Raw genomic sequence first — 20,233 nt, forward strand, 5'->3', positions numbered from 1 at the left:
CAACACTAGATAGGCTGAGTCCCGAACTTTCCGGTGTTGTTGTAGTAATCGAGCTTGCCGTTGATCACTTCGCCGGTAGGCAATCCGTTGTAGGTGTTAGTTGCGTTTGCCCAAGCTGGGGAACTCGCAGCCATTTTGTAGGTTGATGCCTGCAAGGAGAGATTCCCATCTCCCTTGCCATCGCCGTTTTCGTCGGGAGTGTATTTTTGCAACCAAGTGATCGCCTGGTTCATATCTCCAGTCGGCGCGGGGTTGACGGCGAGGAAATTCAGCCAAGAGGCAACCAAGGAGCGATCGATCGTGTAGCGAACGTCCTGCTGGACTTTCTGGTTAGCGTTGACAATGGTCTGAGCTTCCTGAAGGGTGTAGAACAGGATATTTTCACCTGCATCCGTCTTTCCGTTCCGGTTATAGTCACCAACCAGAATGCCCAAGGCAGTCTGTCCTGTGACTGGATCTACTGTAGCCGCGGAGTAAGGTGAGAGCAGGATGTCGCTGGTTGGGAAATCTGGCTTGCCGGCAAAGGAGGAATCGGTGCTGGCATTGCCATCCCACACATCAGTCCAACGCTGCCAGAAGCCTGGTGTCCGCGCTCCCAGAGACCGCACGCCTGTGTAGGAGCTAGCATCGGATGCTGTCGGGGTTGCGCGGTTGTTCAACTCGTCGGTGTAGGAACCTGTGGTCGTACCGATATTTTGATAGCCGCCCAAGATGGCAGTGCCGCTGGCGCTGTAAACCCAGCTTTCTGTGAGGTCGAGCTTGCCGTCTTGGTTGGTGTCACCACTGCTGTAAACAGGAACCACACCTTTGTCATCTGTGACCTTGACATCAGAGAGAGGCACGTTGCCGGTGTTGGTGACAGTATAAATCCAGCTCACTGGACTACCTTGCTCAATTAACAGGCCATCCCCTTGCACAGAAGAGTTGTCCGTTACTTTGTCGATCGCAATGCTGGGGCGAGCGCCGAAGTAGTTGCTGGGGTCGGTGGCGCTGACGTTTGTGCTATTGCCCACACCATCGGTGTAGGTATTGCTTGCCGTGCCGATGTTTTTGTAGGGGCCGGCAACGGCGGTACTTGTTTTCTGCACAGTGGTACTCTGACCTGCGGCGAGGCTGGCAATACTGCCAACTACAAAGTCGTCACTGGGGTTAGCCGGAGTGCCGTTGTCATCTTTGACCTGGACGTTAGTCAGGTTAACGTTGCCGGTGTTGGTGACTTCGTAAGTCCATTTGATTGGCGTTCCTGTCAAAATATCCTTGCCATCGTAGCCGTTGGTCAGTTTGTTAACTTTCAAGGCAGGATTCGCACCGAAGTAGTCGCTGGGGTCGGTGGCGCTGAGGTCTTTGGGATTGCCCGAACCATCGGTGTAGGTATTGCTTGCCGTGCCGATGTTTTTGTAGGCGCCTGTGATGGCGGTACTGGTTTTCAGCAGAGTGGTGCTCTCACCCACGGGCAGGCTGGCAATGGTGCCAACTACAAAGTCGTCACTGGTGTTAAGCGGAGTGCCGTTGTCATCTTTGACCTCGAGGTTGGTCAGGTCAATGTTGCCGTTGTTGGTGACTTTGTAAGTCCAGGTAATTGGCTTACCGGTCAAAATCTCCTTGCCATCGTAGCCGTTGGTCAGCTTTTCGAGGGTGAACGAAGGAGCCGCACCGAAGTAGCTGCTGGGGTCAGAACTGGTTACAGATTTGCCGTTGTAGCTCCCGGTAACGGTACCAACGTTGCTGTAGTTGCCAGCCTGGGCAGTGCCGGTTTTCGTGTAAGTCCAAACTTCGTTTGTATCCACCAGGGTGTTGTTGTTCGCGTCGCCACTGAAGCTGGTGATGACTCCCTCTTTGTTATCGGTGAGGCTGACGCCTGAGAGTGGGACGTTGCCGGTGTTGCTGACTTTGTAAGTCCAGGTAATCGGCTGACCTGCGAGAATGTTGACGCCGTCCGCGCCGTTGGTTACTTTGTCGATCGAGATGCTTGGATTTGGAGGTGGGCCACTAGGAATCGTGCCGATAAAGCCGCCCGTTTTGGCACTCTCAGCACCGCCATCAGTAGACTGCAAGCGCACCCACCAGTTGGTGTTCTCGATCAGCAACTTGTCAAGATTTGCACCTGGTTTGCTGATCACAAAGGTCGCTGTCTGGACGATCCCTTCTCCCGATCCTTGCTCGCTGAATTTGATGCCCACATCGTAGGGTTCAGCCGAACCGTCACCAGTGGTATTAAAGCCAGGATCGAGGGGTCCACCATCGCTTACCTGATTGGCACCAATAACAACTCTGGGGGTGAAAGTGCTCAGGGTTTGAGTATTACTTTGCTCAGACCGATCGATCTTCACAATCTGCAAGCCACTGACGGCATCGTTTGCAACATGGAAGGCAACACCGACCATATCCTCAGTGCCAGAATTAGCGGCTCCGTTTAAGCTGAGCGTGACTTTAATATCGTTAGAGCCATCACCCGTCAAGTCTTGACCGAAATCAAAAGAGGTATTAATAGGCTCATTTGACGCGCCAATTTGCTGATTAAAAAGAGTTGAATAGGTGGTCATTTGTGGTTTTCCTGTGATTTACTTGTTGGTTTTTATGTGTGGTACTTGAGTGATAGACCTGATATATACAATAAGCCTGTTAATCTGCAATCAGTCGATTAAGATTAATGAATATTGATCTAATCAATCACTGCCAAATAGCTTGTTCTAGAAGGTGAACAGCCATCAATCAGGCATTAAAGTTTTTGTTCCAATGATTTTTACTTGGTTAATTAGTAAGTTACTCTACTATTTTTTTAGTGTCAAGTAAATCGGGAACTTTTTTAATAATTTATTTGGTATTTTTTTAGGTCATATTTAAGTAGGAAAAAACCGCAGTATTTCCCATAAATACTGACAGATAAAAGCACTCGCTTGCTATTATAAAATAATCAAGCGTCACTATTTATGTAGCCATTCTGAACGAAGTATCAGCAATACAAATCACTAAACTGCGTTAAAAGCGCGTTTAATTTAAATTCAATTTATTGGCAGTAGAAAAAATTAGGCTCGTCTGAAGCTGAAACTTAGCCTTATTTGAAATCAAAAACTACCACTCAACTGCAGCAAGAAATCACCTCTAAGCGATGCCGTTGAGAGTAGATCTGCAAATAGTAACTTTTCTGGCTCTACCCTTATTTGCGATGATTTGTCTAGGGAACTTTCCTAAACCTTGGGCTGTCTTTGTTTACAATTGTGATTGAGCATCACAGCAAAGAACACCTTGGTTAGAGGCTGTCAACCAAACTTGAGGAGCCGGTTTCAGGCGAGCACCTATAAAATAGCTTAATAACGCCAAAGCGTTGATTCTTCAGTCGATGTTACCTACCTCTTGGTTGTGAGCTGCCCGCCACCCTCAGCCAAAACTGTTGGGATCGAGACATTTGGGAAAGAGAATCAATGCCTGTCCTCTGCTCCTTCGCGGCGGGCAAGCAAATTTTCTGTGGTTGATAGAATCTAAGTATATCTTCGGAGATCGTGGCTTGTCAAGTAGAAATCTATCTTAAGATAGACGCCTGACAGCCAGTAAAGATATATCACAGGGAAGCCTAGAGAATCTAAGTATATCTTCGGAGATAAGCGCTTGTCAAGTAGGAATATATCTCAAGATAGATGCCAGCCAACCAGTAAAAAAATTAAGTAGAGGGAAGCGGAAGCTAAAGATGGGAATTCCTACTAGAGGAGCGAAGCTCCCTCAAGTAAAAAGAGTCAGAACAGCAGCTCTGACCGCTTGGGAAGCAGGTTGAGGTGCAGCCAGCCAGGGGAGCGATCGCCCGATCGCCCTCGACTTGCACGCCTTGGCGATCGCAGGTTCCGAACCTCTTTCCGAAAGCCAACAATGATAGCCAAAAACTCCTCCAAAGGCTTCCCCGCAGTGGTTTCGCGATGCGAGTAAGTGTATCTAGGCAGGCGAATCAGTTGGTAGCACGGACTTCAGTCCCTCTTGGGGCGATCGCCGGCGGTTTTAACTGCAAAAGAACTATTGAAGCGAGTCCCTCAGTTCCGCAACAACGTCGAACTGTCGATGCTTGTCACAGGGTACTCCACGAGTTTGTAGGCATGGCGCCCACCTGTGGTGTTGCTACTAATCGTTCATCGTAGAACTTTCAATTTGGTTGGCGATCGCTCTGGTCGCGGTTTCGGCTCCATGTTGAATTGAAGACAACCTGTTCATGCCTCTAGATACCTCAACTCTCTAAATACTTTCTGATTTCCCGCAACATACTCGCATTCCCTTTACTATTCATGAACAGAATAGGCGAGAGATGCTGCGGACGATTTGCCTCAATAAAACCAGTGGCGGCGTGTTTGGCACTTGCTGTCGCCATTACCACTAGGTCGGAATTTCTCACCCACTGGCTGAGTCTGTCGTTGCCACCTCGATCGTGGCTGAGATCAACTGTAATTGGTTGGCAAGCTGCCTCTAAAATAGTTTTTACCCTCAACGCTGCGGATTCCGTTAAGGTCTAGATGAGAACAGATTTCCCTGTAAGCTTCTGGAAAATCTTGCTTTCATCTGCAAGGTTTTGCCCAATCGAAGTGACTGCTTCGCCGAGTAAATCAGCAAGAGATTCTTCTAGCTTTAAGTCTTTAACTATAGAGCGAAATATTCGCCATTGAGCTTCATCAATACGTCTGGAAAAGCGCCACAGTAGTTCAGAAAGAGCAAACAGAAGTTGCGATCGCGTCTCTAGGGAAGGACAGGGATATAACACCAGCACGTCAAAAAAGTCAAGCATCGAATCAAGGGTTTTTGGAGAGGCGAATCTTTGCCAAAGTTCGAGGACGTAGCCGAGCATATCCGTATATTTTGTTTTGGTCAGTCCGAGGGTAAAAAGTGCGATCGCGAACGGAGTTTTTATCCTCATACAGAGAAACCCGGTTTCTGAAAAAAAACCGGGTTTCTACCTCTCGTTGGTAAGTCTAAATAATTATCTTCAATCAGCCGTGCTTAATTCTTCAACTCGCAGCCGATCGCACAAAATTCGCTCGCACACTATAACACCGGTCTCCGCACTCCTGCAAACTTCTAACTGAGCTTCCGGCAGCGCTTCAAACAAAAAACGTTCCCCCGGAAACACTGTCCGCTCAAAATACCAATTAGGAATATTTGTAATGCGAGCGATTTGCACTTTGCTAGTATTATTAAGATACCAACACAAAATGCGCGTATGACCTTCGGAAATTACCTGATTTAGTGTCAAATTCATCTTTTTAACTTGTTTGTGCAATTGTGCGAGCCATCGGCGACGCACCTAAAATTAATATAGCATATTACCAGTTAAAACACACTTTTTTAAACATTTTTTTTACATTGTTTGACTTAATTAATAATTTTCGCCGGAGAAACATCAGCGCCTTCCAGGTATTCCCAAGAAGGTGCAAAAGCCGGCATTGCTAAAGCGCAAGATTTCCATCCTCCCCTAACAGGTGCGTTCAACAATTGACAGTGACCAACTGAACCTCTTGCCTGTTGGTAGTGACCGCAAAAATTACACTTGGAAGTCGGATTGCACCCGCGCTCGCTAATTACAAGGCAGGGCTGGTTTTGGGTTTGGTTGCGGTCGATAGTTAAAGTGTTCATTAAATTACTTTTTAAATGTTCAGTCTTAAGTATGACGGCTGGAGTGCAGTCCTGGCGTCTATCTCAAGGCTTAGTTCGCCTTTAAGTTTTGTTTAGGGATCGATAGAAAATAGATGATTTTTGAGATGATCGAGCTAGGGAGCAATTGAATTTTCTTTCGGTCGCATTGGCGGCCCCGGCTTTAGGGCCGATCGCGCTTGCTGGAGATATACTTCCTCAGGCAGAGCTAATTATCCTCGCCTAACTTGCTGAACAAATCGGCTAAAATTGTATTAGAAAATAAAAAACCTTCGGGATCGCTCAACCTCAAATTGCCCGAAAGTGGCAGTTTCGCCCCCTCGCCTAAAGTTGCGTGAAGCGGAGCTATCCCGTAGGGAATCGCCCCATCCGCACTTATAATTTCCACCCATCCTTGTCGCCAGTAGGGCTGCAAACAACGCCAAATTTTGTCAACCGTTTGTTGAGTAAACTTCTCAGTCAGCGCCGACAGGCTAACTCCTTCTGCTAAACGCAAACCTAGCATCAGCGTTTCTAACAAAACGTCATTTTCTGAGACTTGAAAATTTTGCTCATCAATTGCTGGGTAAATATCCTGCTGGGTTTTCCCCCCAATTTGAGGAGTAGCAGGGGAATTGAGGCCAGAGATCGATCGCACCCACTGATAATATTCTTGAGTTTTGCGAGGCCTAGTCAACCTCCGGCCTTCCACGTAACTCGCCGCCCCCATTCCCAAACCGTAATAAGGGCGATTTTCCCAATAAACGCGGTTGTGGCGGCACTGATAGCCAGATCGAGCGTAATTAGAAATTTCGTAATGTTCGTAGCCAGCGCCGGTCAGAATTTCCCGCGCTAAACGGTACATTTGAGCAGCGGTTTCATCTGCTGGTAGCGGCTGCGCGCCTTCTTCAAAGTAGCGCCCGAAAGCAGTTCCCTGCTCAACAATTAAGTCGTAACTCGACAGGTGAGTCGGGCTAATTTCCACCGCTGATTTCAGGGAAGCTTCCCACTGTTCTAAAGTTTGGTGCGGCAGTCCCGAAATCAGGTCTAAACTAAAATTGACAATACCAGCCGATCGCACTATTTCTACTGCTTCAAAAATTTCGGCTACCGAGTGCGATCGCCCGCAAGCTTGCAGCAATTCATCCTGAAAAGCTTGCACTCCCAAACTAACTCGATTTACTCCCGCCGCTGCATATCCCCGCAACTGTTCTAAAGTAAACGTACCCGGGTCTATTTCTATAGAAATTTCCGCCCCAGCAGCAATCCCAAATTTGCCGTCGAGAGTCTCTAAAATATTACTCAACTGACTCACAGAAAGCAGCGAAGGCGTGCCGCCACCAAAAAAAACTGTTTTCAGAGATGCGCCTAAATTTTTTGTTTCTTGAATTTCTTGACACAGTACAGCAACGTATTGCACAATTGTGCCGGAATTATCGCCATTTTTGCGATCGCCCACCACAAAAACCGGAAAATCGCAGTAGTAACAGCGACGGCGACAAAAAGGTATGTGCAGGTAAGCCGAACTGGGAATGCCGGAATTTGTCGCTTGCACACTTTTTTTTAATTCAAATGTTAAATAATCTGTGGGAGGGTTCATTACATCTCAAGCCGAAAGCGCAACTTCAAATCTAAAGTTTTAATTAAACAATCATGAATAATTATGTATATTATGACATTTTCTTACCAAAAAAGCGCTGCGAACGATCGGCTGTTTTAATGTAACCTCGTATCAATTTCGATCGGCTACAATTCCCGCATAGCCCGCAGGGCGGTCTATTGGAACCTCGTGCCTGCTTTCGGCAAGGCGTGGTAAATTCCGAGCGACTCCCTGGCACATCCCCCAAAGGGTACAACCGCGAAATATAAGTTTATGAAAATCCCTGAGTAAATATAGCGATATCCGACCAAAGCATGAAAACAAGTATCAGCACTGCAAAGATATAATGTGAATAAATTCATTAACCTAGAACTAATGCTAGACGCAATCATAATAATCTCATTCATAATCGCAGGCGGAGGCATCGGCTATTACGGAGTCGAACTCCTGCCGACCGAGCTGCTGGAGCAAGTTACAAATATACAAGGTTTAAGTTCTGTACTAGGTTCGTTTGGAGCATTAATCGGCTTCGTGATGGGATTAGTGGCTCAAACAACCTATCGGCGCCTGGAAAAACAAGTCCGCGATATGCCAGTGGAGATGCTGCTGACGCGGGCGATCGGCTTAATCATCGGACTGCTAGTAGCAAACTTAATGCTGGCTCCGCTGTTCCTGCTGCCAATTCCCCGCGAGTTCGGCTTCATCAAACCTCTAGTCGCAGTCTTGGGTAGCGTCATGTTCGGCTTCACAGGCGTCAGTTTGACCGACACCCACGGCCGCGCTTTCTTGCGGCTGATCAACCCCAAAAGCTTTGACACCGTGTTGGTAGCCGAAGGTACTTTCAAACCAGCAACTGCCAAAGTTGTCGATACTAGCTGCATTATTGACGGCCGAATAGAAAACTTGCTAGAAACAGGTTTCCTCGAAGGTCAAATTATCGTGCCGCAATTCGTGCTCCAAGAACTGCAACTAATAGCTGATTCCGCGAACGATCAAAAGCGAGTGCGCGGGCGCCGCGGCTTAGATATTCTCAACCGCATCAAAGAAACATATCCAGAACGCATTCAAATTCACTCGGCTGACTACGAAGATATTGCCACAGTCGATGCGAAATTAGTCCGCTTCGCTTTGGAGATCGACGGTATTTTGCTCACAAACGATTACAACTTATCGAAAGTAGCTACCGTCCAAAAACTGCCAGTTTTGAATATCAACGATTTGACTCATGCGGTGCGTCCCACTTATTTGCCGGGAGATACGATCGAACTAAAAATCCGCAAAGAAGGCAAAGAACCCTCTCAGGGAATCGGTTACTTGGATGACGGCACCATGGTTGTCGTAGAAGCAGGAAGCAGCTATGTCGGCGGCGAAGCCCGAGTCGTAGTCACCAGCGCCCTGCAAACTAGCGCCGGCCGCATGATATTCGCCCGCCCTCAAGAGTCCGTTATTGTTTGAAACTGAGTAACAATGGCCAGGGCACTCAGAATCAAATAGTGCGATCGTTGTTCCCAATCTGCCCCGACTCTCTACCGCGCGCGGTATGACGAGTCGGGGCAGTGGTTTTTTTTGTGTCTTAAATGTTGGGAATCGGTAAGTAAAAACAATCCTTTTTACTTCTACGGCGGCACTTGGAAAGCCACCAAGAAAAAATAGCAATTACCAGCTTCTTCTTCTTTTCTCTTCCTTCGTGTTCTTTGCGTCTTCGCGGTTCAATCATCTCAATATCAGTGATTCAGGAGTAATTAAAATCAACAAATCTCGATCGCATCTTCATACAATGTCTCGATCGCACAGCTAAAATTAACGCTAGCAAACTGAACTTCTTGTCCTTGACTGTAAAAATAAAGCACCCACAAATCCTCTGTATTCCGGCGAAAATACTCTACACTAACTCTTTCTTGATTGATTAATTACATACTCTTGCAAACTTTCAGAAGTGCGGTAATCCGCAAATTTATCGCTTCTGTCCAAAGCCGCTGTTGTCGGCGATAAAACTTCCCCAATTAAGCGCGGGTAGCGAATGAAATCTTCAGCAGTATTTCGGTCCCGTTCATCGCCACTTACCGCTACATCAGGATAGTAAAAAAAATGGTAGTGGTGAATAGTAATGGTCAAGAGCCAAGAGGCCTTGTAATGATGCACAAAGTACCAAATTGCACCAATAGGCTTACTCAATTTCTTCGAGAACGACAAGGTTTTACGAACCAATCGCCCCCCTTTGGAGTCTCGTAGAACTTCTGATTGACATATAGTTGTAGCCAACGTTTAGAAACGCTTTGCCGCTTGCTGGAGGCAGAGCCTTCGCGGAGTATGCCAAGGCGGAACACTGGCACGAGTACGATCGCCCCTCGCTGTAGATTAGATTCAGCCTATCAAGTCTTTGCTTATGAATCACTAGGTAACGTGAAACCAAACATGACTCGATGGGGCGATCGCACTGCTGGTTGAGGTGGAAGGGAACGCGAAAGAACAGATCGCTGAGTATTACCAATGGCTAGCAAAACAGCTAGGCGATCGCGAATGGTTTAACGGTGCCAATAGTTGCATTTGGGATGGCACCAGAAGCAGACTCTTGGCTGTACGGAGAGAGTGCAACACCTTTGTGCAAAGATAGCTAACGGTTCTGGTCAGCGGTTGTTGGGAGCTCTGCATCTCACCTAAGCAGCTTCAGGCAATCCGCTGCACCAGAATGTTATATTTCTTTTGATGCGATCGCCTGAACTACTGCGCCAATGCCAGTGTGATAAATACCTTCTACTACATCACGCTCAAGCTCAATTAGATGCTTAAACTTTAAGCCAGCCAACTCAAGGCTTAAAGATTCTTTAGATTGCATCGAATCTACTGAATTGCCGCCGCCAGTACCATACTTCAACTGATCGGGTGTATAAGCCTCAAGCAGAAAAACACCGTTTCGCTTTAACCCTGCTTCAACTTTTTTATGAAGTTGTTTTCTTATTGAAGAAGGCAATGGACAAAATATAGATACAATTCCGTCCCATTTATTTTCGCCTAAATCATACTCTGCTAAATCAGTATGAATAAACTCAACAATCACCCCATTATCTTCCGCCAACTTTCTGGCCTTATTCAAACCAACTAAAGAAGCATCTACAGCGGTTACAGAATAACCCTGTTTCGCAAGGAAAACGGCATTCCGCCCTTCTCCTTCTGCCAAGCTCAGAACTTTACCTTTTGGAATACTGCTGACGTTTGCTTCCAAAAACTTGTTCGGGTTTGTGCCATATGCGTACTCTTGGGCACTGTATCTTTCATCCCACATCTGTTTTCTCCAATTGTTGCTGTTGGCACATTTGATGCCAAAAAAATATAGCTATGTATTCAACCGCAGATATGCTGGATAATACCTTTACCTTCCAGGATTATCCATCATATCTGTTGGACAACATCCTAGTTTTAAGGAATTAAACAGAAACTTTGCAGGTTAAGTCCGGGTTCCTGGGTGTTATCCATCGCTTCTGATAGTTAATCCTGGAAATCAGGGGTGTTATTTGTCACTTTTGCTGATAATATCCTCTAGATCGGTCTTATCCAGCATTAACCTAATGTCGCAATCTACCACGCCGATGCAGCTTTTCCGCTTGCTTGAGGCGGAGCCTTCGCAGAGCAGGAACGAGTGCGATCGCCCCTCGCTGTAGGTTGGGTTGAGCCTGTCACGTCATTGCTTGTAAATCAATAGGTAACGTGAAACCAAACATGACTCGATTGGGCGATCGCACAGGGGTCAGGTGGAGAAGCAGTGATGAGTGTCGGGTTTCATCCTTCAACCCCGCCAGCATCTCCCGCATCTGGCGCACTTTGGGGATGGCAGAAATCTCATTGGGCTTGGCATCTAGCTTCAAAAGAATGGAAGGGGTGGCTTATTACGCGATCGATCGGTTCAGGAGAAGTGGGTTGGTTATTGTGCCAAGGCAGGCATAAGCTGTACCATCCATGAACACAGACACGCACACGCGATCGAACTGGTTAATGAAGGAGCCAGTCTCAATACTATCCGGAAGCCTCTCGGCTATCCTGGGAGGAATTTTAGAAAAAATACTAGCCTATTGGCTGCGATGCTAACTTGTTGGAGCGAGGAAATCAGTAGGGTCAGACAAGTCAATTTCAAGAAGCCTTGAGTCTTGTCAACAGACCTTGATTATCTAGCGAGAGATTAAAGACCGCTAAGGTGAGGGGGCAGCATTGGGTAATCTGCGAAATGTTTACACTTCCCTGGGCAACTCGGTCAAGGCGATCGAGTACCATCAGCAGTCATTGACCATCGCCCGTAACGTTCATAACTGCCAAAACTGGAGATCCCAACATGATTAGATTCCCTGGAATTAAAGTTTTAGCCCAAATCTATGAAAGTGACAATTCTGTTGTCTATCGAGGGATTCGAGAACAAGACCACAAAGCAGTAATTCTCAAAGTTCTGAAACAAGACTATCCCACCCCCTCTGAACTAACTCGATATAAGCAGGAATATGAAATCACTCGCAATCTGAACATAGAGGGTGTGGTTAAAGCTTATGCCTTAGAAACTTATCAAAGAACTCTGGTCATTATCTTAGAGGATTTTGGCGCATCATCCTTAAGGCAATTATTCAAGGACTCTGTAGATGCAGGGCATATCTTATCTCTAGCAAAATTCCTCAACTTAGCCATCCAAACAGCAGAGATATTGGGCGCGATTCACGCCGCCAATATTATTCATAAAGATATTAATCCTGCCAACATCGTCTTTAACCCAGAAACAGAAATTATCAAAATCATCGACTTTGGTATCTCCACTCAATTAACCCGCGAAAATCCTACGCTGAAAAATCCCAATGTTTTAGAAGGCACTTTAGTCTATATGTCACCGGAGCAAACGGGACGAATGAATCGTTCTTTAGATTACCGGACTGACTTTTACTCTCTCGGCGTTACCTTTTACGCACTACTGACGGGACAGTTACCTTTTGAAAGTACCGATGCGTTGGAACTGGTGCATTATCATATCGCCAAACAGCCAATACCCCCTCATCTTTTAGGAGGAGGAGAGGAGGAGAGAGGCAGAAGGGGAGAACCTTGTCCTAAAGCCATTTCGGATATTGTCATGAAGCTGATGGCGAAAACGGCAGAGGAACGATATCAAAGTGCCTGGGGACTCAAAGCTGATTTAGAAGAATGTCTCTTTCAGTTACAAGCTAATGGGACTATAGCAGATTTCCCTCTCGGTTCTAAGGATATTTCCGACAAGTTTCAAATTCCCCAAAAGCTTTACGGACGAGAGTCAGAAGTTAAAACCTTCCTAACAGCATTTGACCGAGTGAGTCAAGGCACAACTGAAATGATGCTAGTGGCCGGTTATTCCGGCATCGGTAAATCAGTGTTGGTGGCAGAAGTTCATAAACCCATCACTCAAAAGCGCGGCTATTTCATCTCCGGAAAATTTGACCAATTTCAGCGCAATATTCCCTACTTAGCTGTTGTCAGTGCCTTTCAGGGATTGATGCGCCAACTGTTAACCGAAAGCGAAGCACAACTAAACCTTTGGCGAGAAAAACTCCTGGCTGCTTTTGGTTCCAATGGACAAGTGATTATTGAAGTGATTCCGGAAGTGGAACTGATTATAGGCAAACAACCACCCGTGCCAGAATTAAGCCCCGCTGAGTCCCAGAATCGCTTTAATCTGGTTTTCCAAAACTTCATTCGGGCATTTTGTGCAAAAGAGCATCCTTTAGTTATCTTTCTTGACGATTTGCAGTGGGCAGACTCCGCAACGCTCAAGTTAATCGAACTGATGATGACGGATACGGATACAGAATACCTATTTCTAATTGGGGCGTATCGGGATAACGAAGTCAACCCCACTCATCCGTTGATGATAACTCTTGAGGCACTACGGAATCTGGGGGCAACTGTCAACTTTATTACCTTAGCTCCCTTAAATAGCCAGCATATTAACCAGTTAATTGCCGATACTTTGCACAGGGATACATCTTCAGTAAAACCCTTGGCGGAGTTGGTAGTGCATAAAACTGGAGGCAATCCTTTCTTTGTCTATGAGTTTCTCAAAACCCTATATGCCGAAAACCTGATCACTTTTTATTTTGAACGTCACGGCTGGCAGTGGGATATTTCAACCATTGAAGCTCAGGGCATTACTGACAATGTGGTGGAGTTGATGATTGGCAAGTTAAAGAAACTGCCTCTGGTTACACAGCAAGTTTTACAATTAGCAGCTTGTGTAGGTGCTGATTTCGATTTAAACATCCTTTCTATCATCAGTGAAAAATCTACAGCGGAAGTTTTTAAGGATCTAACAGCAGCAGTTCAATCCGGGTTAATCTTGCCCACATCCGAGTTAGATGAAGAACTGTTAATTCAAAATTATAAATTCCTGCATGACCGGGTGCAGCAAGCAGCTTACTCTCTAATTGACGAAAAACATAAACAAGAAATTCACTTAAAAATTGGTCGCCTTCTGTTGAATAAGTTTGAAAAACATGAGTTAGAAGAACGAATCTTTGATATAGTCAATCACCTGAACACAGGACAAGCATTGCTCAGTGATAAATGGGAAAAAGAACAATTAGCTAGATTGAATCTAATCGCTGGAAGAAAAGCTAAATTATCTTCAGCCTATCAACCCGCATTAATATATATAACGAACGGGATAAAACTTTTACCCCCTAATAGCTGGGAGGAGGACTATCAGGGGACATTTTCATATCACCTTGAAAAAGGTGAAATAGAATATTTAACGGCTAGTTGGGACGAAGCTTTATTAACTTTTGATGAAGCCCTTGAGCATATCGATAATTTGTTAGATCGATGTAAAGTCAATGAATATAAAGTGACGTTATATCGAATGAAAAATGATTTGGAATCCTCCTTATATCTGGGAGTACAGACCCTCGAACTATTGGGAATCAAGTTGAAAGCTTTTCCTGAAGAAGATGAACTTATCGCAGAAGTGAATCAGGCTAATGAGACAATCGCTGCCCGGAAAATTGAAAATTTTATAGACCTTCCTGAAATGCAAGACCCTGAAAAACTTGCTGCTATGGTACTCCTCAGAGAATGTGTACCTCCAGCTTACTTTTTAGGGTCTAGATTGCTGTTCATCCTAGGCATAAAAATGATTGAGCTATCGCTCACCTATGGGAACAGTCCTCACTCTTCAGTTGGGTATATCTATTATTCGTTAACACTGGCCTTTGTAGCACAAGATTTTGAAACCGCCTATAAATTTGGAAATTTAGCCTTGAGATTGAACGATGACCAGTATCAAATGAAGCGTTATGAAGCATTAATTTTAAATATGTGGGGAGGATTTGTTTCCCATTACACTGAACCTCTCGATCGCTCTAAAGAGCATTTAATGAGAGGTTATTATAGCGGCGTAGAAAACGGTGCCTATCAATGGGCAGGATATTGTGCAATCAATTTTTTGTTCATGTGTTTTTGGGGGACTAATTCGTTAAAAGAATTATCAGAAAAAATTGATAAGATTATCCCCGGCTTGAAAAAAGTTGATCCAAACATGGTGCAATATTATTATGCGGTTAAAGCGACTATTTATAATTTGATTGAACCCGTTGAAGATTGGAGTGTTCTTGATGAATCCTTATGGCCGAATGCCAAGGAGATCATTAAGTCTTGCCTTGAAAAAAATGATTTATTCACGGTATTTATAGAAATAGCCTGTAAATTGTCTTTAGCCAACTGGTATTCAGATTCTGAGAAAGCGATCGACTATGCTAACGCTGCCGAAAAATATTTGATAGGCGCGACGGGGATTTTTATTAATCCGGCTTTCCACTTTCATCAATGTCTAGCCTTATCAGTTGGGTATGACGATGCTGATGGTGAAAAACAGGCACAGTATGTGGAGAAGATTAAATCCAATCTTGAGAAATTCAAACTCTGGAGTCAACATTCTCCGAGTACCTACCTTCATCAACGTCTGCTAATCGAAGCTGAGTTGGCGCGAATTACAGGCAAGACTCTGGAAGCGCAGGATTTGTATGACCAAGCGATCTCCTCAGCCCGAGAAAATAAATTTTTGCAGAACGAAGCTCTAGCGTCGGAACTAGCAGCTAAGTTTTGGTTAGGTAAAGGCAAAGAGGAAATCGCTCAACTCTACATGAAAAAAGCTCACTATGGCTACCAACGCTGGGGTGCTCAACGCAAAGTGGAGGATTTAGAAGCCAAGTACCCGCAGTTACGTCGTAAATTATCGGCCACCAAAAGCATTAATTCCACGCACAGGACAACTACCAACTCCACAAGTGGTAGTCAGTCAGGTGAAGCCTTAGATTTAGCTACCTTCATGAAAGCCTCCCAAGCAATTTCCAGCGAAATTGTATTGGATAAATTACTCACCTCTTTGATGAGAATTATCATTGAAAATGCTGGAGCGCAATGTGGCTATTTGATTTTAGAAACTGAGGGGAAACTGCGGATTAAAGCGTCAGGTTCCGTAAGTTCTGATATCATTACGGTGTTACAATCAACCCCCATTGAATCTGTAGGGGCACAAGGCGTTGCACCCCTACCCGTGTCCATCATCAACTATGTCGCTCGCACTTGTAAAAGTGTAGTCTTGAATGATGCTGCTAATGACCCTAAATTTGCTCATTCCCCCTATATCAAAGTACATAAGCCTAAATCAATTTTGTGCTTCCCTCTCCAACATCAAGGTAAACTGGCAGGAATTATATATTTAGAAAATAATTTAACCACAGAGGCTTTTACTCGCGATCGCGTAGAACTCTTAAATCTGCTTTCCTCTCAGGCAGCAATTTCCATTGATAATGCCCGTCTCTACAATAATCTCACCGAACTCAACCAAGCTTTTGAGCGCTTTGTCCCCCGTCAATTCCTCCACTTATTGGATAAAGAAAGTATTATTGATGTTAAATTAGGCGACCAAGTTCAACAGGAAATGTCGGTACTATTTTCCGATATTCGCGAATTCACAACTTTATCGGAAAGTATGAACCCTCAAGACAATTTCAAATTTATTAATTCCTATTTGTCTCACATGGAGCCAGCTATTACTGACAATCAAGGATTTATTGATAAATATATTGGCGATGCAATTATGGCCCTATTTAGTGGCGAGGCAGATAATGCAGTGAAAGCAGGAATTGATATGCTGCATCATCTGACTGAATATAATCAACATCGCACCGCTTCTGGATACGTGCCGATTAAGATTGGCATTGGCATCAATACAGGTTCTTTAATACTCGGTACAGTGGGGGGAAAAAACCGGATGGATAGCACGGTGATTAGCGATGCAGTGAATTTAGCCTCGCGGATAGAAAGCTTGACTAAGCAATATGGGATTTCGATGTTAATTAGTCACCAAACTTTCCAGTCTTTGCCAGATTCTAACCAGTATGCTATCCGTTTTATCGATCGCGTAAAAGTTAAGGGAAAATCAAAAGCGGTATCGATGTTTGAAGTTTTCGATGCCGATCCGCCTGAGACTTATGAGGGCAAGGTAGCCACGAGAACGCTATTTGAAGAAGCTTTGTTACTCTACCAAGGGCAAAAGCTTAGAGATGCTGAGCGATTATTTGCTGAGTGCCTGCGCCGCAATCCTACAGATAAAGTGGCTCAAGTTTATCAACAGCGCTGCACTCAACTCGATCGGGACTAAGGAGGCGTTAGCTCAAATCTTGAAATCGGGTTTTGAGTAGCAATCGATACTGTTGGCAAACTTCACAATTAGCTGCCTCCGGTGAGCCGTTTCCGGGAATCCAACAATCATTGACTTCACTCACAAAAAGTCCTTATTCAAGTAATATACGGGAAAGGGAAGTTATCTATATATTACTCGGAAGGGGTTGTTGCTGTCGTTGTTGTAGTAGCCAATTCGATTAATCGTCTTAAAGCTTTTTGAGCAGGCTTATAGTTGGGAGCTTGTTTGCCTCTCTTTAGCTCTCCTAAAACCTGTTTCTTCTAATAGAGCGGGCGATCGCATTAAGTTGAAGGATAGAATGCGATCGCGAAATCAAAATCTTCAACCAGTAACCTCTGCCACTAAGTGAAGTGCTAAGTTGGATACAACAGACAGCAGCTCAGTCCTAGTAGGTTGACAGCTAACGTTCCTGTTGAGCAGCTACCATTAACCTTGGCAACACTCCTCGGCATCTATCGGCAGTCCGCTCCAGCAGGGTTGTTAGGGCTCACTACTGCAACGCACTTTTTCAACAACTTGACGAATTGCATCAATGACTAATTCTGGTTTATCAAGTTGGATTGCATGTCCAGTTTCATGAGCAACAATGTGAACGCCTTGGGGCGACTCATTGGCTAGATCTGCGTGTAATTCTTGCAGTTTCTGAAGCACATCTTGTGTTATGTCGAAGTCTGGCTTTCCAGCCGACAAGACAATGAGAGGAATATCAGGAAATGGCTTTGTCTGACGTATCTGTTTAACCTGGTTCATGCTGATTGATACCGCCGCCGATTCCTGAGCAAAAGTTTTCCCAAACTGAGTTTGAGAATAGAGTGCTTTAGCAAGAGGTCGCATTGAAGGTGGAAATTTTTGGAATAAACCAGCCGCCATAGGCACAGAATCAAAAGTGACCAGCAAACGAAGCAGACCGATACGTCCCATAATCGGCACTACATAAGTTAACAGTCCTTCAAGTCGTTTGTTTAATTCAACCCATTCGACTGGTGTCTCGTCGTACATTTTCTCATGAGCGACATCCACTAAAACCATTCCAGCCACTTCTTCTGGATAGTGATAGGCAAATAAGCGACTGAATAAACCACTTAAAGACATCCCCACCAAGACATAAGGTGGCTCAATTTCGACCTCTCTCAAAAGTTGCCGCAACTCACTAATAACTTGCTCAGCCGTGCGTGGTTCTGAACTTAAATCACTCCAGCCATAGCCTGCCCGATCGTAGGTCAAAATTCTTGTGAATTTGGCAACTTCGGGCTGCACTAATTGCCAATCTAGGTGAGTACCTCCGCTTCCACTATCGACAATGACTGTTGGGCGACCTTCACCCATAACTTGATAGTGCCAGTTTTTGCCGTCAATTTGAATTACCTTTCCAGGTGGCAGAAACATAAGGCGATCGCGATTTGTGGCAAGTGCTTGATAAATTGCTCCCAGCCCGACTACTCCAATCAATACCCCAAGGGGCACAACAAGCCATAGCATTCAGTTGCTCCCCAAACTTAAGTACGTTTGCAATTGTCCCACAGATGGCTTTTCTGAGTCGATTCGGCGATCGCGATTGACTAGCTATAGAACAAAGTAAACCTTGAGACTTAACATCTTCACTTAGAGCTTCTTGAAGTATCTGGCGACTGGGAATAGCTCAAAGCCCACCTTTTCATAGGTGTGACGAGCTCTTTCATGACCGCGATCGCCTCCAGTCTCAACCATCGCCACAGACATCCCAGCCTCTTTACTTGCCACAGAAGTGGTGGAACGGAGGACTGAGGGATTTCAATGCCCCTGGGATCACGATTGGGTATTCTGCTCGTCCAGCTCTCCTGAATTTACTGGAAGCGGGCCTTGTAAGCGTTACTAAATTCACTGCGGGCTCAGGACAGTTGTAGGTAGCTTTTCGCTCAGCTTCCCCAAATAAAGAATACCGGGAGCAATGGTCGCTCCCGGTATCAGCTTTTCCAGTTCCGTTGTTGTTAAGTAAATCCAATCAGGCTCAATGAAAGGAAAATTTGCCTCACTCAATTAAGCACAGCCGATCGTTATTGGTTAGCCTGTTCCAAAGCGGGATTCGTTGAAGCTCCAGCAATTTCTGCCAAATTAATCTTGACTACTTTATTGCGGGCTTCAGTCACTTTGGGCAGGGTTAGCGTTAGAATGCCATCTTTGCATTCAGCTTGCACAGAGTCGTTTTGGATGTGTGCGGGCAAGGGAAGCACCCGGTGGAATTTGCCGTAGCGGAATTCTGAGCGGACGTAGCGGGGTTTTTCTTCTGTGTTTTCGTAGCGGCGCTCGCCAGAGATAGAAATTGCTTCGCGAGTGACTTGAACGTCAACGTCTTTGGGGTCAATTCCAGGCAGTTGCGCTTTTAATACGAAGTTGTCCCCAGCATCAACCAATTCCAGAGCTGGCATCCAAGCGGCTTCTGAGTTATCTCTCGTTGCTGCCCGTTGGTCAAAAACTTTATCGAGTTGCTCGCGGATCGTTTCAATTTCCGTGAAGGGTTGCCAATAGCGCATCAACATAATCTGTCACCTCAAAGATTGGTAAAGCTTTATAAGGAAAGTTTGGGTTGAAGCTCATTGCTTACAGTTATTATGATGCCGCTTTATAACTGGCAGGGACAGTCAGGAAAACCCCACTTTGTTAGTCGTATTTGCCAGAATTAGTGCGAAACAATCATAGTAATTCGCATTGAAGAAAACCGTACAAAGCTATTCCTAGAAACCGAAATGCTGTGCCAACGCCATGATGACCTTGCCGATCGAAGCCTTAACGGCGCGATCGTCGGGGGAAGTATCGTCGGTGTTGCCAACCGTACCCAAAATGCGGTGCGGATGATGTGTAGCACCGTAAGGACGTGATTTGTCGGCTATCGCTGGTTTCCTATAGCCATCGCTTGCTGTATGAGGGATCTCGCATAATCCCACTCTTAAAAACGCGATCGCCCAAGAGGCTATGTGTCGTTAGTTCAACCATGTAGTAAGAGCCCAAAGCGCTTCTCTAAACTGTGTAAGAGTCAATAGCTGTACTTGGGAGCGATGGCTACGCCCCTCCCGACGCATCTATCTAATCGGTTGACATCTGGATTTTGACTCACCCCATCTTCCATCTCGATCGCCGATCGCATCCAACTCAAAATCACCCTCGCACTTTGCGTTTCCTCTCGTACCAATCGCTCAACACAACCTTGACATGGAGAAACGCGAAATACTCAGTTAGTTTGCCGGTGCAATGATGGAAGGGTTGTTTGAGTACAAAGTGCAGCCATTGCATTCCGAGATTTTGGGCATGGCGGGCGTGTTGAGGTTTTGGTTTAGCGCTCTTGTGTCACT

18 protein-coding genes and 1 pseudogene are annotated in these 20,233 nt (G+C 45.4%); 5 read left to right on the forward strand and 14 right to left on the reverse strand.

Annotated features, from left to right (window positions below):
- Nucleotides 1-5: 5 nt before the first annotated feature.
- Nucleotides 6-2,543, reverse strand: coding sequence for a DUF7507 domain-containing protein (locus QUA47_RS21045; protein ID WP_333432184.1), 2,538 nt, complete (start codon nucleotides 2,541-2,543; stop codon nucleotides 6-8).
- 1,227 nt (nucleotides 2,544-3,770) lie between these two features.
- Here QUA47_RS21045 and QUA47_RS21050 point away from each other — a divergent pair.
- Entirely contained in the window at nucleotides 3,771-4,124 is a 354-nt protein-coding gene (locus QUA47_RS21050) for a hypothetical protein (protein ID WP_333432185.1), read from the forward strand.
- Nucleotides 4,125-4,210: 86 nt separating this feature from the next.
- Here QUA47_RS21050 and QUA47_RS21055 read toward each other — a convergent pair whose 3' ends face one another.
- The 5 genes from QUA47_RS21055 to hemW form a co-directional block, all read right to left on the reverse strand.
- The gene (locus tag QUA47_RS21055) at nucleotides 4,211-4,468 is read right to left on the reverse strand and encodes a hypothetical protein (protein WP_333432186.1); all 258 of its coding nucleotides are present in this window, start codon (nucleotides 4,466-4,468) and stop codon (nucleotides 4,211-4,213) included.
- A 21-nt stretch (nucleotides 4,469-4,489) separates the two neighbouring features.
- Nucleotides 4,490-4,891, reverse strand: a complete 402-nt coding sequence (locus QUA47_RS21060) for a hypothetical protein (protein ID WP_333432187.1) — start codon at nucleotides 4,889-4,891, stop codon at nucleotides 4,490-4,492.
- A gap of 69 nt (nucleotides 4,892-4,960) precedes the next feature.
- A complete protein-coding gene (locus QUA47_RS21065) occupies nucleotides 4,961-5,233 on the reverse strand; it encodes a DUF1830 domain-containing protein (RefSeq protein ID WP_333289601.1) in 273 nt (90 codons plus the stop codon).
- Between the two features lie 113 nt (nucleotides 5,234-5,346).
- The gene (locus QUA47_RS21070) at nucleotides 5,347-5,607 is read right to left on the reverse strand and encodes a hypothetical protein (RefSeq protein ID WP_190661069.1); all 261 of its coding nucleotides are present in this window, start codon (nucleotides 5,605-5,607) and stop codon (nucleotides 5,347-5,349) included.
- 226 nt (nucleotides 5,608-5,833) lie between these two features.
- Nucleotides 5,834-7,204: a radical SAM family heme chaperone HemW gene (gene hemW, locus QUA47_RS21075; protein WP_333432188.1), complete on the reverse strand. Its 1,371-nt coding sequence runs from the start codon at nucleotides 7,202-7,204 to the stop codon at nucleotides 5,834-5,836.
- Nucleotides 7,205-7,579: 375 nt separating this feature from the next.
- Between hemW and QUA47_RS21080 the strand changes: the two genes are divergently transcribed.
- Nucleotides 7,580-8,659, forward strand: coding sequence for a PIN/TRAM domain-containing protein (locus QUA47_RS21080; protein ID WP_190661066.1), 1,080 nt, complete (start codon nucleotides 7,580-7,582; stop codon nucleotides 8,657-8,659).
- 432 nt (nucleotides 8,660-9,091) lie between these two features.
- Here the strand turns inward: QUA47_RS21080 and QUA47_RS21085 are convergent, their stop codons facing one another.
- Both QUA47_RS21085 and QUA47_RS21090 read right to left on the reverse strand, forming a co-directional pair.
- The gene (locus QUA47_RS21085) at nucleotides 9,092-9,346 is read right to left on the reverse strand and encodes a Uma2 family endonuclease (protein WP_445302534.1); all 255 of its coding nucleotides are present in this window, start codon (nucleotides 9,344-9,346) and stop codon (nucleotides 9,092-9,094) included.
- A pseudogene (locus QUA47_RS21090) lies at nucleotides 9,329-9,415 on the reverse strand (IS1 family transposase); the annotation flags it as partial. The gene QUA47_RS21085 and the pseudogene QUA47_RS21090, both read right to left, overlap by 18 nt.
- Nucleotides 9,416-9,445: 30 nt before the next feature.
- Between QUA47_RS21090 and QUA47_RS21095 the strand changes: the two are divergent.
- Nucleotides 9,446-9,652 carry a hypothetical protein gene (locus QUA47_RS21095; protein WP_333432205.1) on the forward strand — a complete coding sequence of 69 codons (207 nt, stop codon included), beginning with the start codon at nucleotides 9,446-9,448 and terminating at the stop codon, nucleotides 9,650-9,652.
- 244 nt (nucleotides 9,653-9,896) lie between these two features.
- Here the strand turns inward: QUA47_RS21095 and QUA47_RS21100 are convergent, their stop codons facing one another.
- Nucleotides 9,897-10,487 carry a class I SAM-dependent methyltransferase gene (locus QUA47_RS21100; RefSeq protein WP_333432189.1) on the reverse strand — a complete coding sequence of 197 codons (591 nt, stop codon included), beginning with the start codon at nucleotides 10,485-10,487 and terminating at the stop codon, nucleotides 9,897-9,899.
- Nucleotides 10,488-10,909: 422 nt separating this feature from the next.
- On the opposite strand from QUA47_RS21100, the gene QUA47_RS21105 reads away from it, so the two are divergent.
- Both QUA47_RS21105 and QUA47_RS21115 read left to right on the forward strand, forming a co-directional pair.
- On the forward strand, nucleotides 10,910-11,146 hold the full coding sequence (locus tag QUA47_RS21105; protein WP_333432190.1) for a hypothetical protein: 237 nt from the start codon (nucleotides 10,910-10,912) through the stop codon (nucleotides 11,144-11,146).
- A gap of 382 nt (nucleotides 11,147-11,528) precedes the next feature.
- A complete protein-coding gene (locus tag QUA47_RS21115) occupies nucleotides 11,529-16,865 on the forward strand; it encodes an AAA family ATPase (protein ID WP_333432191.1) in 5,337 nt (1,778 codons plus the stop codon).
- A 522-nt stretch (nucleotides 16,866-17,387) separates the two neighbouring features.
- On the opposite strand, the gene QUA47_RS21120 is transcribed toward QUA47_RS21115, so the two are convergent.
- The 5 genes from QUA47_RS21120 to QUA47_RS21140 all read right to left on the reverse strand — a co-directional run bounded on the left by QUA47_RS21120 (nucleotide 17,388) and on the right by QUA47_RS21140 (nucleotide 20,073).
- The gene (locus QUA47_RS21120) at nucleotides 17,388-18,386 is read right to left on the reverse strand and encodes an alpha/beta hydrolase (RefSeq protein WP_333432192.1); all 999 of its coding nucleotides are present in this window, start codon (nucleotides 18,384-18,386) and stop codon (nucleotides 17,388-17,390) included.
- Nucleotides 18,387-18,509: 123 nt separating this feature from the next.
- A complete protein-coding gene (locus QUA47_RS21125) occupies nucleotides 18,510-18,647 on the reverse strand; it encodes a hypothetical protein (RefSeq protein WP_333432193.1) in 138 nt (45 codons plus the stop codon).
- 293 nt (nucleotides 18,648-18,940) lie between these two features.
- Nucleotides 18,941-19,423 (reverse strand): Hsp20/alpha crystallin family protein, encoded by a 483-nt coding sequence (locus tag QUA47_RS21130; RefSeq protein WP_333432194.1) that lies wholly within the window; start codon nucleotides 19,421-19,423, stop codon nucleotides 18,941-18,943.
- 195 nt (nucleotides 19,424-19,618) lie between these two features.
- Nucleotides 19,619-19,828, reverse strand: a complete 210-nt coding sequence (locus QUA47_RS21135; protein WP_333432195.1) for a hypothetical protein — start codon at nucleotides 19,826-19,828, stop codon at nucleotides 19,619-19,621.
- 89 nt (nucleotides 19,829-19,917) lie between these two features.
- Nucleotides 19,918-20,073, reverse strand: coding sequence for a hypothetical protein (locus tag QUA47_RS21140; protein ID WP_333432196.1), 156 nt, complete (start codon nucleotides 20,071-20,073; stop codon nucleotides 19,918-19,920).
- Nucleotides 20,074-20,233 lie beyond the last annotated feature (160 nt).

Source organism: Microcoleus sp. MON2_D5, from assembly GCF_036701905.1.
Taxonomy (GTDB): domain Bacteria; phylum Cyanobacteriota; class Cyanobacteriia; order Cyanobacteriales; family Microcoleaceae; genus Microcoleus.